This is a genomic window from Pseudomonas solani (assembly GCF_026072635.1).
Lineage (GTDB): Bacteria > Pseudomonadota > Gammaproteobacteria > Pseudomonadales > Pseudomonadaceae > Metapseudomonas > Metapseudomonas solani.
Map to the genome: position 1 here is coordinate 4059357 of NZ_AP023081.1, position 15285 is coordinate 4074641.

At 59.9% G+C, this 15285-nt stretch carries 11 protein-coding genes; all 11 read left to right on the forward strand.

Features of this window, described 5'->3' with window-relative positions; all coding sequences use genetic code 11:
* Positions 1–104: 104 nt before the first annotated feature.
* A complete protein-coding gene (gene gyrA / locus PSm6_RS18550) occupies positions 105–2876 on the forward strand; it encodes a DNA gyrase subunit A (RefSeq protein WP_043243185.1) in 2772 nt (923 codons plus the stop codon).
* Between the two features lie 98 nt (positions 2877–2974).
* Positions 2975–4060: a 3-phosphoserine/phosphohydroxythreonine transaminase gene (gene serC / locus PSm6_RS18555; RefSeq protein ID WP_043243182.1), complete on the forward strand. Its 1086-nt coding sequence runs from the start codon at positions 2975–2977 to the stop codon at positions 4058–4060.
* A complete protein-coding gene (gene pheA / locus PSm6_RS18560) occupies positions 4060–5154 on the forward strand; it encodes a prephenate dehydratase (protein WP_043243180.1) in 1095 nt (364 codons plus the stop codon). Before serC ends, pheA begins: the two co-directional genes overlap by 1 nt.
* A gap of 27 nt (positions 5155–5181) precedes the next feature.
* Positions 5182–6294, forward strand: a complete 1113-nt coding sequence (gene hisC / locus PSm6_RS18565; RefSeq protein ID WP_043243177.1) for a histidinol-phosphate transaminase — start codon at positions 5182–5184, stop codon at positions 6292–6294.
* Positions 6287–8527: a bifunctional prephenate dehydrogenase/3-phosphoshikimate 1-carboxyvinyltransferase gene (locus tag PSm6_RS18570; RefSeq protein WP_031288356.1), complete on the forward strand. Its 2241-nt coding sequence runs from the start codon at positions 6287–6289 to the stop codon at positions 8525–8527. The genes hisC and PSm6_RS18570 overlap by 8 nt, the downstream gene beginning before the upstream one ends.
* Positions 8527–9213: a (d)CMP kinase gene (gene cmk / locus PSm6_RS18575; RefSeq protein ID WP_021221180.1), complete on the forward strand. Its 687-nt coding sequence runs from the start codon at positions 8527–8529 to the stop codon at positions 9211–9213. The genes PSm6_RS18570 and cmk overlap by 1 nt, the downstream gene beginning before the upstream one ends.
* A 363-nt stretch (positions 9214–9576) precedes the next feature.
* Positions 9577–11256, forward strand: coding sequence for a 30S ribosomal protein S1 (gene rpsA, locus PSm6_RS18580; RefSeq protein ID WP_043243257.1), 1680 nt, complete (start codon positions 9577–9579; stop codon positions 11254–11256).
* A gap of 149 nt (positions 11257–11405) precedes the next feature.
* Positions 11406–11690, forward strand: coding sequence for an integration host factor subunit beta (gene ihfB / locus PSm6_RS18585; protein WP_021221182.1), 285 nt, complete (start codon positions 11406–11408; stop codon positions 11688–11690).
* A 690-nt stretch (positions 11691–12380) separates the two neighbouring features.
* Positions 12381–13211, forward strand: coding sequence for an aldolase/citrate lyase family protein (locus PSm6_RS18590; protein ID WP_043243173.1), 831 nt, complete (start codon positions 12381–12383; stop codon positions 13209–13211).
* Positions 13211–14746: a murein biosynthesis integral membrane protein MurJ gene (gene murJ, locus PSm6_RS18595; protein WP_265167932.1), complete on the forward strand. Its 1536-nt coding sequence runs from the start codon at positions 13211–13213 to the stop codon at positions 14744–14746. The genes PSm6_RS18590 and murJ overlap by 1 nt, the downstream gene beginning before the upstream one ends.
* The gene (locus PSm6_RS18600; protein WP_265167934.1) at positions 14730–15284 is read left to right on the forward strand and encodes a sugar transferase; all 555 of its coding nucleotides are present in this window, start codon (positions 14730–14732) and stop codon (positions 15282–15284) included. Before murJ ends, PSm6_RS18600 begins: the two co-directional genes overlap by 17 nt.
* Position 15285 lies beyond the last annotated feature (1 nt).

Genomic DNA, 15285 nt, shown 5'->3' on the forward strand with positions numbered 1-15285 from the left:
TCGTTGATTTGTCGTGAGTCGTGCTGGCGCAGCCAGGCGACGAGCCTCGCGTCATCCAGGAAGGATGTGTCGGGGTTTCACTAGAAAAAGGAATCAGGCTTCTCATGGGCGAACTGGCCAAAGAAATCCTCCCGGTCAATATCGAAGACGAGCTGAAACAGTCCTACCTCGACTACGCGATGAGCGTGATCGTCGGGCGCGCCCTGCCGGATGCGCGCGACGGTCTGAAACCGGTACACCGTCGCGTGCTGTTCGCCATGAGCGAGCTGAACAACGACTGGAACAAGCCGTACAAGAAATCCGCCCGTGTGGTCGGTGACGTGATCGGTAAGTACCACCCTCACGGTGATACCGCCGTGTACGACACCATCGTGCGCATGGCCCAGCCTTTCTCCCTGCGCTACATGCTGGTCGATGGCCAGGGCAACTTCGGTTCGGTGGACGGCGACAACGCCGCAGCCATGCGATACACCGAAGTTCGCATGTCCAAGCTGGCCCACGAGCTGCTGGCGGACCTGGACAAGGAAACCGTCGACTGGGTGCCCAACTACGACGGCACCGAGCAGATCCCGGCGGTCATGCCGACCAAGATCCCCAACCTGCTGGTCAACGGCTCCAGCGGCATCGCCGTGGGCATGGCCACCAACATCCCGCCGCACAACCTGTCCGAAGTCATCGACGGTTGCCTGGCGCTGATGGACAACGGCGAGCTGACCGTCGATGAGCTGATGCAGTACATCCCCGGTCCGGACTTCCCGACCGCGGGCATCATCAACGGTCGTGCCGGCATCATCGAGGCCTACCGCACCGGCCGTGGCCGCATCTATATCCGTGCCCGCGCCGAAATCGAGGACATGGAGAAGGGCGGTAACCGCCAGCAGATCATCGTCACCGAGCTGCCCTACCAGTTGAACAAGGCGCGTCTGATCGAAAAGATCGCCGAACTGGTCAAGGAGAAGAAGCTCGAAGGCATCACCGAACTGCGCGACGAGTCCGACAAGGACGGCATGCGCGTAGTGATCGAGCTGCGTCGTGGCGAAGTCGGCGAGGTGGTGCTCAATAACCTCTACGCCCAGACCCAGATGCAAAGCGTGTTCGGCATCAACGTGGTGGCCCTGGTCGACGGCCAGCCGCGCACGATGAACCTCAAGGACATGCTCGAGGTGTTCATCCGTCACCGCCGTGAAGTGGTGACCCGCCGTACCGTCTACGAGCTGCGCAAGGCCCGTGAACGCGGCCACATCCTCGAAGGCCAGGCCGTCGCCCTGTCGAACATCGACCCGGTGATCGAGCTGATCAAGAACTCGCCGACCCCGGCCGAGGCCAAGGACCGCCTGATCGCCACCGCTTGGGAATCCTCCGCCGTGGAAGCCATGGTCGAGCGCGCCGGTGCCGACTCCTGCCGTCCGGAAGATCTGGATCCGCAGTACGGCCTGCGCGAAGGCAAGTACTACCTGTCTCCGGAGCAGGCCCAGGCCATCCTCGAGCTGCGCCTGCACCGCCTGACCGGACTGGAGCACGAGAAGCTCCTGTCCGAGTACCAGGAAATCCTCACCCTGATCGGCGAGCTGATCCGCATCCTCACCAACCCCGAGCGCCTGATGGAAGTCATCCGCGAGGAGCTGGAGAAGGTCAAGGCCGAGTTCGGCGACGCCCGTCGCACCGAGATCGTTGCGTCCCAGGTGGACCTGACCATCGCCGACCTGATCACCGAAGAAGAGCGCGTCGTCACCATCTCCCATGGTGGCTACGCCAAGTCCCAGCCGCTGGCCTCTTACCAGGCGCAGCGTCGCGGTGGCCGCGGCAAGTCCGCCACCGGTGTGAAGGACGAGGACTACATCGAACACCTGTTGGTCGCCAACAGCCACGCCACGCTGCTGCTGTTCTCCAGCAAGGGCAAGGTGTACTGGCTGAAGACCTTCGAAATCCCGGAAGCCTCGCGTACCGCACGTGGTCGTCCGCTGGTGAACCTGCTGCCGCTGGACGAGGGCGAGCGCATCACTGCGATGCTGCAGATCGACCTGGAAGCGTTGCAGCGCGAAGCCGGCGACGAGGATGACCTCGAGGAAGCCGAGGGCGCAGTGCTCGAAGGCGAGATCGTCGAGCAGGAAGTCGAGGAAGTCGAAGGCGATACCCCGGAACTGGTGGCTGAGCCTACCGGTGCCTACATCTTCATGGCCACCGCCTTCGGTACCGTGAAGAAGACCCCGCTGGTGCAGTTCAGCAAGCCGCGTTCCAGTGGCCTGATCGCTCTGCGCCTGGATGAGGGTGACACCTTGATCGCTGCCGCCATCACCGACGGCGCCAAGGAAGTCATGCTGTTCTCCAGCGCCGGCAAGGTGATCCGCTTCGCCGAAAGCATGGTGCGCATCATGGGCCGTACCGCCCGTGGTGTCCGCGGCATGCGCCTGGCCAAGGAACAACAACTGATCTCCATGCTGATCCCCGAAACCGGTGCGCAGATCCTGACCGCATCGGAGCGCGGCTTCGGCAAGCGCACCGGCCTGGGCAAGTTCCCGCGCCGTGGCCGTGGTGGTCAGGGTGTGATTGCCATGGTCATCAACGAGCGTAACGGCAAGCTGGTCGGCGCCATTCAGGTGCAGGACGGCGAGGAGATCATGCTGATCTCCGACCAGGGCACCCTGGTGCGTACCCGTGTCGACGAAGTCTCCAGTTCCGGCCGCAACACTCAGGGCGTGACCCTGATCAAGCTGGCCAAGGACGAGACCCTGGTTGGCCTGGAGCGTGTGCAGGAGCCGTCCGGCGTCGACGAGGACGAGGAGCTGGAAGACGGCGAGGTGGCAGTCGATGCCGCAGCCGACGGTCCGGCGGACGACGTCCAGCAGGATGACGCGCAACCGGCAGGTGAAGAGTAAGAAGCTGCAGAGCGGGCGGGCCCTAGCCGGCCTGTCCACTCGGTAGAAGACCATCAGTGGGGGTGCAGGTGCCCCCGCGCTACCCAGTGAGAGTGGATGTGAGCAAGCGAGCCTTTAACTTCTGCGCCGGCCCGGCCGCGCTTCCGGAAGCTGTCCTGCAACGCGCCCAGGCGGAACTCCTCGATTGGCAAGGCAAGGGCCTCTCCGTCATGGAGATGAGCCATCGCAGTGACGAGTATGTCGCCATCGCCGAGAAGGCCGAGCAGGATCTGCGCGACCTGCTCTCCATCCCCTCCAACTACAAGGTGCTGTTCCTCCAGGGCGGTGCCAGCCAGCAGTTCGCCGAGATCCCGCTGAACCTGCTTCCGGAAAACGGCGTGGCCGACTACGTCGAGACCGGCATCTGGTCGAAGAAGAGCATCGAGGAAGCTGCCCGCTACGGCCGCGTCAACGTTGCTGCCAGCGCCAAGGGCCTGGACTACTTCGCCATCCCCGGGCAGAACGACTGGAAACTCAGTGCTGATGCCGCCTACCTGCATTACGCCTCCAACGAGACCATCGGTGGCCTGCAGTTCGACTGGATTCCCGAGACCGGCGATGTGCCGCTGGTTGTGGACATGTCTTCCGACATCCTCTCCCGCCCGCTCGACGTGTCCCGCTTCGGCCTGATCTACGCCGGCGCGCAGAAGAACATCGGCCCGAGCGGCCTGGTCGTGGTCATTGTCCGCGAGGACCTTCTGGGTCGCGCGCGCTCGTCCTGCCCGACCATGCTCAATTACAAGATCGCCGCGGATAACGGCTCCATGTACAACACGCCGGCGACCTTCTCCTGGTACCTCTCGGGCCTGGTGTTCGAGTGGCTGAAGGAGCAGGGCGGCGTCGAGGCTATGGAGCAGCGCAACCGCGCGAAGAAGGAACTGCTCTACGGCTACATCGACAAGAGCGACTTCTATACCAACCCGATCGCAGTGAATGCGCGTTCGTGGATGAACGTTCCGTTCCGCCTGGCCGATGAGCGCCTGGACAAGGACTTCCTCGTCGGTGCCGACGCCCGTGGCCTGCTCAACCTCAAGGGCCATCGCTCGGTGGGCGGCATGCGCGCCTCCATCTATAACGCCGTTGGCCTGGACGCAGTCGAAGCCCTGGTGGCCTACATGGCGGAGTTCGAGAAGGAGCGCGGCTGATGTCCGAGCACGAACTGAAGGCCCTGCGCCTGCGTATCGATAGCCTCGACGAGAAGATCCTCGAGCTCATCAGTGATCGCGCCCGCTGCGCCCAGGATGTGGCGCGGGTGAAGATGGCCGCTCTGCCGGAAGGCGAAAAGCCGATCTTCTATCGCCCCGAGCGTGAAGCCTGGGTGCTCAAGCACATCATGGAGCGCAACCAGGGGCCGCTGGACAACGAAGAGATGGCGCGGCTGTTCCGCGAAATCATGTCGTCCTGCCTGGCGCTGGAGCAGCCGCTCAAGGTCGCCTTCCTGGGGCCGGAGGGTACCTTCACCCAGGCTGCGGCGATGAAGCATTTCGGTCACGCGGTGATCAGCACGCCGATGGCCGCCATCGACGAAGTGTTCCGCGAAGTGGCGGCCGGTGCGGTCAACTTCGGCGTGGTGCCGGTGGAGAACTCCACCGAGGGTGCGGTCAACCACACGCTGGACAGCTTCCTCGAGCACGACATGGTTATCTGCGGTGAGGTGGAGCTGCGTATCCACCATCACCTGCTGGTGGGGGATACCACCAAGACCGACAACATCACCCGCATCTATTCCCACGCCCAGTCCCTGGCCCAGTGCCGCAAGTGGCTGGACGCGCACTACCCGAACGTCGAGCGTGTGGCTGTTTCCAGCAACGCCGACGCCGCCAAGCGGGTGAAGAGTGAGTGGAACTCCGCCGCCATCGCCGGCGACATGGCCGCCAGCCTCTATGGGCTGACCAAGCTCTGCGAGAAGATCGAGGACCGCCCGGACAACTCCACGCGCTTCCTCATCATCGGTAGCCAGGAAGTGCCGCCCACCGGCGACGACAAGACTTCGGTCATCGTCTCCATGCGCAACAAGCCCGGCGCGCTGCATGAGTTGTTGGTGCCCTTCCACACCAATGGCATCGACTTGACCCGTATCGAGACCCGCCCGTCCCGCAGCGGCAAGTGGACCTATGTGTTCTTCATCGACTTCATCGGCCATTACCGTGATCCGCTGATCAAGGATGTGCTGGAGAAGATCAACCAGGAAGCCGTGGCGCTGAAGGTGCTGGGGTCCTACCCGAAAGCGGTTCTCTGAACCCAAGAGATTTCCCAAGGAGCGCCCATGAGCTGCGACTTCCTCGCCCTGGCACAGCCGGGCGTGCAGAAACTTTCGCCTTACGTGCCGGGCAAGCCGGTTGATGAGCTGGCCCGCGAGCTGAACCTCGACCCGGCCGGCATCGTCAAGCTGGCCAGTAACGAGAACCCCTTGGGCCCGAGCCCGAAGGTGCTCGAGGCCATTCGTGCCGAGCTGGCCGAGCTGACCCGTTACCCGGACGGCAATGGCTTCGAACTCAAGCGCCGTCTGGCCGAGCGTTACGACGTCCAACCCGACCAGGTAACCCTGGGCAACGGCTCCAACGACATCCTCGAGCTGGTGGGGCGTGCCTACCTGGCTCCGGGGCTGAACGCGGTCTTCAGCGAGCATGCTTTTGCCGTCTATCCCATCGTCACCCAGGCTGTCGGTGCGACTGCCAAGGTGGTGCCGGCCAAGGATTGGGGCCATGACCTGCCGGCGATGCTGGCGGCCATCGATGAGCAGACCCGCGTCGTCTTCGTCGCCAACCCGAACAACCCGACCGGTACCTGGTTCGGCCCTGAAGCGCTGGATGGTTTCCTCGCCAAAGTGCCGGAGAACGTGCTGGTGGTGCTGGATGAGGCCTATATCGAGTATGCATCGGGCGATGAGCTGCCTGATGGTCTCGACTACCTGGCGCGCTATCCGAACCTGCTGGTCTCCCGCACCTTCTCCAAGGCTTTCGGCCTCGCTGCGCTGCGCGTCGGCTACGGGATTTCCTCGGCCCGTGTCGCCGATGTGCTGAACCGTGTGCGCCAGCCGTTCAACGTCAACAGTCTCGCCCTGGCAGCCGCGTGCGCGGCCCTGGCGGATGTGGATTACCTGTCCGAAAGCCGTCGTCTCAATGATGCCGGCATGGCGCAACTGGAAGACGGTTGCCGCGCTCTGGGCTTGGGGTGGATTCCGTCCCGTGGCAACTTCATTGCCATCGATTTCGGTCGTGATACTGCCGGGATCAACAAGGCCTTGCTGGCTGCTGGCGTTATCGTGCGCCCGGTAGCCGGTTATGGCATGCCGAACTTCCTGCGTGTTTCCATCGGTCTCCCCCAGGAGAACCAGCGCTTCCTCGACGTTCTGGGGCAGGTGCTTGCCCGTGGCTGATGTCATGCCGCTGCAACAGCGTTCTCCTAAGCTCGGGCGCCTCGTGGTGATCGGGCTTGGCCTGATCGGCGGCTCCTTTGCCAAGGGGCTGCGTGAGAAGGGGGCGTTCGATGAAGTCGTGGGTGTCGATCTGGACGCCGAGTCGCGCCGCCTGGCCGTGGAGCTGGGGGTGGTGGACCGTTGCGAGGTCGATCTCGCTGCCGCCTGTCAGGGGGCTGCGGTGATCCAGCTCGCCGTGCCTATCCTGGCCATGGAGCGCCTGCTGAAAGAGCTGGCGCAGCTCGATCTCGGCAATGTGGTGCTGACCGATGTCGGCAGCGCCAAAGGCAATGTCGTGCGTGCCGCGCGCCTGGCTTTCGATGGTATGCCGGCGCGTTTCGTGCCCGGGCACCCCATCGCCGGCTCCGAGCAGAGCGGGGTGGAGGCGGCCAATGGCGCACTCTTCAGTCGCCACAAAGTGATCCTGACGCCTCAGGATTCCACCGATGCCGACGCACTGGCTCTGGTCGATGCGCTCTGGCGCGAGCTGGGTGCCGACGTCGAGCACATGCAGGTCGAGCATCACGACGAAGTGCTTGCCGCCACCAGCCACTTGCCGCATCTGTTGGCATTCGGCCTGGTGGATTCGCTCGCCAAGCGCAGCGAGAACCTGGAGATTTTCCGCTATGCCGCCGGTGGCTTCCGCGACTTCACGCGGATCGCTGGCAGTGATCCAGTCATGTGGCACGACATCTTTCTCGCCAACCGCGAGGCCGTGCTGCGGGTACTGGACGCATTTCGTGGCGACCTCGACGCCTTGCGCGACGCGGTCGACGCTGGGGATGGGCATCAACTGCTGGGCGTTTTCACTCGCGCCCGCGTCGCCCGCGAACATTTCAGTAAAATCCTGGCCCGCAGGGCCTATGTGGACGCCATGCACAATAACGACCTGATTTACCTGGCCCAGCCGGGTGGCCGCCTTTCCGGGCGTATCCGCGTTCCGGGCGACAAGTCCATTTCCCACCGCTCGATCATGCTCGGCTCCCTGGCCGAAGGCACGACCGAGGTCGAGGGCTTTCTCGAGGGTGAAGACGCCCTGGCGACTCTGCAGGCGTTCCGCGACATGGGGGTGGTCATCGAAGGCCCGCACCATGGCCGCGTGACCATCCATGGTGTTGGCCTGCATGGCCTGAAGCAGCCGCCCGGCCCGTTGTACCTGGGTAACTCCGGTACCTCCATGCGCCTGCTTAGCGGCCTGCTCGCCGCCCAGCCGTTCGACACCACCCTGACCGGCGACGCTTCGCTGTCCAAGCGCCCGATGAATCGCGTGGCCAAGCCGCTGCGCGAAATGGGCGCGGTGATCGAAACTGCCGCCGAAGGCCGTCCGCCAGTGGTCATCCGTGGTGGCCAGCGCCTTACCGGCATGAGCTACGAGATGCCGATGGCCAGCGCCCAGGTCAAATCCTGCCTGCTGCTCGCCGGTCTCTATGCCGCCGGTGAGACCTCCGTCACCGAGCCCGCGCCGACCCGTGATCACACCGAGCGCATGCTGCAGGGCTTCGGCTACCCCGTTGCCGTGGATGGCAGCACTGCAACCGTGGAAAGCGGTCACAAGCTGTCTTCGACCCATATCGAAGTGCCTGCGGACATTTCCTCGGCAGCCTTCTTCCTGGTCGCCGCGAGCATCGCCGAGGGCTCCGAACTGCTGCTGGAACACGTGGGCATCAACCCGACCCGTACCGGCGTGATCGACATCCTCAAGCTGATGGGCGCCGATATCACCTTGGAGAACCAGCGCGAAGTGGGTGGCGAGCCGGTTGCTGATATTCGCGTGCGCGCAGCGAAGCTCAAGGGCATCGATATTCCCGAGGACCTGGTGCCGCTGGCCATCGACGAGTTCCCGGTGTTGTTCGTCGCTGCCGCCTGTGCCGAAGGGCGTACCGTACTGCGTGGCGCCGAAGAGCTGCGGGTCAAGGAATCCGATCGCATCCAGGTGATGGCCGATGGCCTGGTAGCGCTGGGCGTGAAGGCTGAGCCGACCCCGGACGGCATCATCATCGACGGCGGTGCCTTCGGTGGTGGTGAGGTCTGGAGCCATGGCGACCACCGTATCGCCATGTCCTTCAGCGTCGCTTCGCTGCGGGCGGATGGGGCAATCCGTATCCATGATTGCGCCAACGTCGCGACCTCCTTCCCGAACTTCCTCGGGCTGGCGGCACAGGTCGGCATCCAAGTCGCCGAAGAGGGCAAGTGATGAGTACTGCAGCGCCGGTCATCGCCATCGACGGCCCGGGTGGCTCGGGTAAGGGCACGGTCGCGGGCTTGCTGGCCAAGCGCCTCGGCTGGAACCTGCTTGACTCCGGTGCGCTTTATCGCCTGCTGGCCTTCGCGGCGCGTAACCATGGCGTCGACCTGACCAACGAGGAGTCGCTGAAGGTTCTGGCGGCGCACCTCGATGTGCAGTTCCTCTCCAATGCCGGTGGCGTGCAGCGGATCATCCTCGAAGGTGAGGACGTCTCCGACGTCATCCGCACCGAGACGGTGGGGGCGGGGGCTTCGCAGGTTGCCGCATTGCCGGCGGTGCGCGATGCGCTGTTGCAGCGTCAGCGTGCCTTCCAGGAGGCGCCCGGTCTGGTCGCCGATGGTCGCGACATGGGGACCGTGGTGTTCCCCGATGCGCCGCTGAAGATATTCCTCACTGCCACTGCAGAAGAGCGCGCGCGCCGCCGCTATCTGCAGTTGAAAGGCAAGGGCATGGAAGTCGAGATGGCTTCCCTGCTGAACGAGATCATCGAGCGGGATGAGCGTGATACACAGCGCTCGGTTGCGCCGCTCAAGCCCGCCAAGGATGCACTGATCCTCGACTCCACCCATCTGAGCATCGACGAGGTGCTGGAGCGGATTCTCGCGGCTTTTGCTGATCTGGGGCTGGATGACTGATCGGATATCTACGCCGACAACGCCGCGGCCCCCGGTCGCGGCGTTGTCGTTTTCACAGCGACCAGGGCATTGGCGATCCGTCGGGCTGAATGCCCGGCTTCGCCAAGTCGTGGCAATTGACGGCAGTCAGCCTCATTGCTAACATTCCAGCCCTTATGTCGGCTTGATTTCTCTCGTTAGAGGTCGAGCCGGTTCTGATTCCGAAAGGATGTGCCTCATTGCCAGTCATCCGACTGAGCGTGGTGCCGCAGGGGTGGAACGGGATACCAGTTAACGTCCCTTTCACCTTTAATCACTGACTTGACCGCATTTGCTGGTAGTGCGGAATAGGGCCTTTAGTGGCCTTTGACTACAGGTATGATCATGAGCGAAAGCTTTGCAGAACTTTTTGAAGAAAGCCTGAAATCCCTCGACATGCAGCCGGGTGCCATCATCACCGGCATCGTGGTCGACATCGACGGTGACTGGGTCACCGTGCATGCTGGCCTCAAGTCCGAGGGCGTCATCCCGGTCGAGCAGTTCTACAACGAACAGGGCGAGCTGACCATCAGCGTGGGTGACGAAGTTCACGTTGCGCTGGACGCGGTAGAAGATGGCTTTGGTGAAACCAAGCTGTCCCGCGAGAAAGCCAAGCGCGCCGAGTGCTGGATTGTTCTGGAAGCTGCTTTCGCTGCTGAAGAAGTGGTCAAGGGCGTTATCAACGGTAAGGTCAAAGGCGGTTTCACCGTCGACGTCAGCGGCATCCGCGCGTTCCTGCCGGGCTCCCTGGTGGACGTCCGCCCCGTGCGCGACACCACTCACCTGGAAGGCAAAGAGCTCGAGTTCAAAGTCATCAAGCTCGACCAGAAGCGCAACAACGTTGTCGTTTCCCGCCGCAGTGTCCTGGAAGCCGAGAACAGCGCCGAGCGTGAAGCTCTGCTGGAATCCCTGCAGGAAGGCCAGCAAGTCAAAGGTATCGTCAAGAACCTCACTGACTACGGCGCATTCGTTGATCTGGGCGGCGTAGACGGCCTGCTGCACATCACCGACATGGCTTGGAAGCGCATCAAGCACCCGTCCGAGATCGTCAACGTTGGCGACGAGATCGACGTCAAGGTTCTGAAGTTCGACCGCGAGCGCAACCGCGTCTCCCTGGGCCTGAAGCAACTGGGCGAAGACCCATGGGTTGCCATCAAGGCTCGCTACCCGGAAGGCACCCGCGTAACCGCGCGCGTTACCAACCTGACCGACTACGGCTGCTTCGCAGAGCTGGAAGAAGGCGTGGAAGGTCTGGTGCACGTTTCCGAGATGGATTGGACCAACAAGAACATCCACCCGTCCAAAGTCGTTCAGGTTGGCGACGAAGTGGAAGTTCAGGTTCTCGACATCGACGAAGAGCGTCGTCGTATCTCCCTGGGTATCAAGCAGTGCAAATCCAACCCGTGGGAAGACTTCTCCGGTCGCTTCAATAAAGGCGACAAGATCTCCGGCACCATCAAGTCGATCACCGATTTCGGTATCTTCATTGGTCTGGAAGGCGGCATCGACGGCCTGGTTCACCTGTCCGACATTTCCTGGAACGAAGTTGGCGAAGAAGCCGTACGTCGTTTCAAGAAAGGCGACGAGCTGGATACCGTCATCCTGTCCGTAGATCCGGAGCGCGAGCGCATCTCCCTGGGTATCAAGCAGCTGGAAGACGATCCGTTCTCCAACTACGCCTCCCTGAACGAGAAGGGCACCATCGTGCGCGGTATCGTCAAGGAAGTTGATGCCAAGGGCGCTGTAATCACCCTGGGCGATGACATCGAAGGCATCCTGAAAGCCTCCGAAATCAGCCGTGATCGCGTTGAAGACGCGCGCAACGTGCTGAAAGAAGGCGAAGAAGTCGAAGCCAAGATCATCAGCATCGACCGTAAGAGCCGCGTCATCAGCCTGTCCGTCAAGTCGAAAGACGTGGACGACGAGAAAGACGCAATGAAGGAACTGCGCAAGCAGGAATCCGAGAGCACTGGTCCGACCACCATTGGTGATCTGATCCGCGCTCAGATGGAGAACCAGGGCTAAGTCCTGATTCCTTCATCAAAAAGGGCGGCCTAGGCCGCCCTTTTTGTTGCCTGAGTTTTACCCTCGGTTATTAGGGCTGTTCAAAGCTCCGTGGTCATGCTAAAACCGCGTAGAGCTGATCTAGCCGCTTGATATAGAAGGGAAAAACCATGACCAAGTCGGAGTTGATCGAACGAATCGTTACCCATCAGGGCCAGCTTTCCTCGAAGGATGTGGAGCTTGCCATCAAGACCATGCTCGAGCAGATGTCCCAGGCATTGGCCACGGGCGATCGTATCGAGATACGCGGCTTTGGCAGCTTCTCCCTGCATTTTCGTGCGCCTCGCACGGGGCGCAACCCGAAGACCGGCGAGTCTGTCCGTCTGGATGGGAAGTTTGTGCCGCATTTCAAGCCGGGCAAGGAGTTGCGGGATCGGGTTAACGAAGAGGAGTAGGCTTTAGCTTGAGGTAATTGAGCGGAGGGGTGCGCTGTGAATCCCCCGTCTTCAAGGCTGGTGCTGACACCTCCCTGCTTGCGAAATACTAGGAAGCAGGCAGAATGCGACTCCAGTTGTCTTGGAGCAAGGTCGTTTCTCCACTCTCTGGCGTATTTGCAGGTAGCTAAGCCAGTAACTCGCACCTAGGGCTGAGTCCCTCTGGTTTCGTTATCGTTAAGGGATTTGCTTGTGCGGTACTCCTTGATCCTTCCTCTGGGTATTCTCTTCGGCGCTGTACGATACTGCTATGGCCCGCAAATTTTCTTTCGATGGACTAAGCGCTTTCAATCCGACCCGCGAGTGGTTGAGTGCTTCGATTGGATTTCCTATCGATTGGCTCCAGCGTCCCTAGGCCGTGTTCCCGCTACGCGCTATTGGCACAGTGAAGGATGAAGTGATTACTGGTAGTACTTAGGCGCCAAGTGATCTGTTTCTGATTATTGTAAGGACATAAAATATTTTGCATGGCTGCTTCAGGTTCACTGTAAAGGCTCGCTATTGATATGTCTGTTGTTTCCTTTTGGAATAAATGAACTCAATGCTACTTCTGATGGCTGGGGCTCTTGTAAGGCTCCGTGGCTAAATTTGTATGGATGACTATATGGCTTTTTTTGCTGATCATGTTGTTCTGGGTGCAGAGGTTTATTGATGAAGCTCTTCATGATAACCAATTGCCTCGATCTGGCAGAGTTTGCCATCACTAGTGGCGTGGATCGTATCTTTGTAGATACTGAGATTCTTGGTAAGGATGCGCGTCAGGGGCACCTTAACACCGTGATCAGTCGGCACACATTGGATGATGTTCGTAGGATTAGGCCTGTAGTGCCAGAGGGGCGTTTGCTGGTTCGTGTGAATCCAATCCATGAGGGAACCAAGGCTGAGATCGATCTCGCAATTGAGGCAGGCGCTGATGTGCTCATGCTTCCGATGTTTCATCGTGTAGAGGAGGTTGAGTTATTCATAGCGGCTGTGGGGGGGCGTGCGCGCTGCAACCTTCTCGTTGAGACGGTATCTGCTGCTGCCAATTTGAAAGCGTGCATCGAAGTGCCAGGTGTTGATGAGGTGCATATCGGTCTAAACGACCTTCATCTGGAGCTTGGCCTCGATTTCATGTTTGAGCCTCTGGCCAGCGGAATGGTCGATAGCATGGCTACGATATTACGCGATAGTGGTAAGCCTTTTGGCATAGGCGGCATCGCTCGTGTCGGCGAGGGGTTGTTGCCAGCGGAGCTGCTACTGGCCGAGCATGCTCGTCTAGGATCCAGTGCCGCCATTCTGTCTAGAACGTTTCATCGTCAGGCTTCGTCTGTTGCCGAAATCAAAAAGCAAATGGACTTCTCCGCCGAAGTTAGCAAACTAAAGAGCGCATATCAGGAAAGTAAGGGGTATGATTCGGAGGTTTTGCAAGCTAAGCATCGAGACGTTCAAGAAAAAGTAGAGATGATAGTTGAGTCGATAAAGGCACGCAGGTTGAAGTGATGACGCAGGCGCAGCGAAACTTGCTTGGGGCTGGGCTCTTTTTGGGCTTGGCTTTGATGGGCGGGCGGCTGGCAGGTTTCGGTCGGGAAGTTTTAATCGCGTCTTCATTCGGTTTGTCCGCTGAAGCAGATATCGCAATCATTCTTCTCTCGATCCCTGATCTTCTTGTCAATCTCCTCTTGTCTGGGGGATTAAGTGTCGCGCTAGTTCCTGCATTGAGATCGGCAGATTCAGACAAAGCGGCGGCGCTTTTTATCCAGGCCTCTATTGTAGTGGGAGGGGGATTCGCCGTGCTAGCGGCGATATTTGCAGTGGCGCCGACTGTTTGGCTCTACTTGCTTGCTCCAGGTCTGCTCAGTCCGTTGCGCTGGCTGGACAGTTGGATGATCTATGCCATTGCCGCCGCTATCCCGCTAACTGCGCTATCTGGCGTTAGTTCGGCGGCGTTGAATTCAAAAGACCGTTTTTTTGTGGCAGGCTGCGGTACGTTGATATTCAACCTCTGCATTATTGGTGGGTTGTTCTACGCGTTGGCTGTTGGTGGGCGGTATCTCTCTTGGCTATGTGCCGGGATTTTCCTAGGTGCATTAGTTCGCTGGGTTAGTCAGCTTTCAGCGCTTCGAGTCGGACGTCTGCCTAAAAAGCATGACGTGTCTTGTGGGTGGGTTCTGGACCGCCAGTTATTGCTTGGTTTTGTTGCAGGGCTTGCTTCGGCCTCTCTACTGGTGATAGTGCCCCTGGTCATTCGGGCGGGGGCATCATGGCTCGGAGAGGGCGAGTTAGCGGCGTTCAATTACGCCGTTAAGTTGATCGAATTGCCGCTTGGTATTCTTATTACCACCCTCGCTACTGTGGCCTTTCCTCGATTGAGTGAGGCTCATGATCGACAGGATATCGTTGCTTTCAACGAGATTCTGCGTGTGTCGTTACAGCGGTCGGTGCTGCTGTCCATCGTAATCGTAATGTGTGGGCTTCCATTCATCGATGCTGCGATATTCATACTATTTGGTGGCGGGCAGATAAGCACTGCGGGTCTACAGCACATTACGACTCTCACACAGGTCGCGTTGCTAAGCGTACCCTTCGTTGGTATTTCAAGCCTCGCTGCGGCTGCTGTAAATGCGCAAAGACGGCCCGGGCAGGTTCTGCGCCGTACCGCTGCGGTCATGTTGTTCCTTCCTTTACTTTGCATTCCTGGCCTTTGGCTGAAAGAACCTATTGCTCTGATGTTGGCTCTACCGATTTTTCATATGATGCTGGCTATTAATCTTGCTCGGGCTACTGGAGGGGCTGTGCTTAACGCTGGGCTAGGAGGGGCGTACATTCTTCCGCTCGGCGCGCTAATTGCTGTCGTGGTCTCAGTGGCAGTATTGATAGATTTCTTCTGTTTGAAGCCTGCCGGGTCATGGCTAGTGGGGCCGTTGGCAATATGGCGCTTAGGATTGGCGGGAATAGCATTCGGTATCAGTGCTATCGCGGTACTCCATATGATGCGATCACGGGAAAGAGTGGCATTTAATGAAGCGAATATTTGATTTTTCTAGCTCACTTGTGGCGATTGTTCTTCTTTCACCCCTCATGATCGGAGTTGCAGCTGCTATCTATTTTTCTGACTTCGGCCCCGTGCTGTTCAAGCAGAAGCGTATTGGTCGGGGTGGGCATGAGTTCTTCATCTATAAATTTCGTAGCATGGTAATAGATGCTGATAAGCTTGGTGGCTATTCCACCGCAGATGGGGACCCCCGTATCACCAGAGTGGGAAGGTTTATCAGGCGAACTAGCCTTGATGAGCTGCCTCAATTACTGAATGTGCTTTCGGGATCAATGAGTGTTGTGGGGCCTCGCCCAGATGTACCTGCACAGCGGTCGCTTTACACTGATGCGGAATGGAGCCTACGCCTCAGTGTGCGTCCGGGTATCACGGGTCTTGCTCAGGCAACGTTACGTTCGGCGGCTACAGAGAGTCAGCGCAAGGAGTTGGATTTGCAATATGCTCGACAGGTCTCCCTGCTCAAGGATATTCAGATTATCCTGCTGACGTTCAAACAAGTTTTCGGAAAGGGCGGCAACTGAA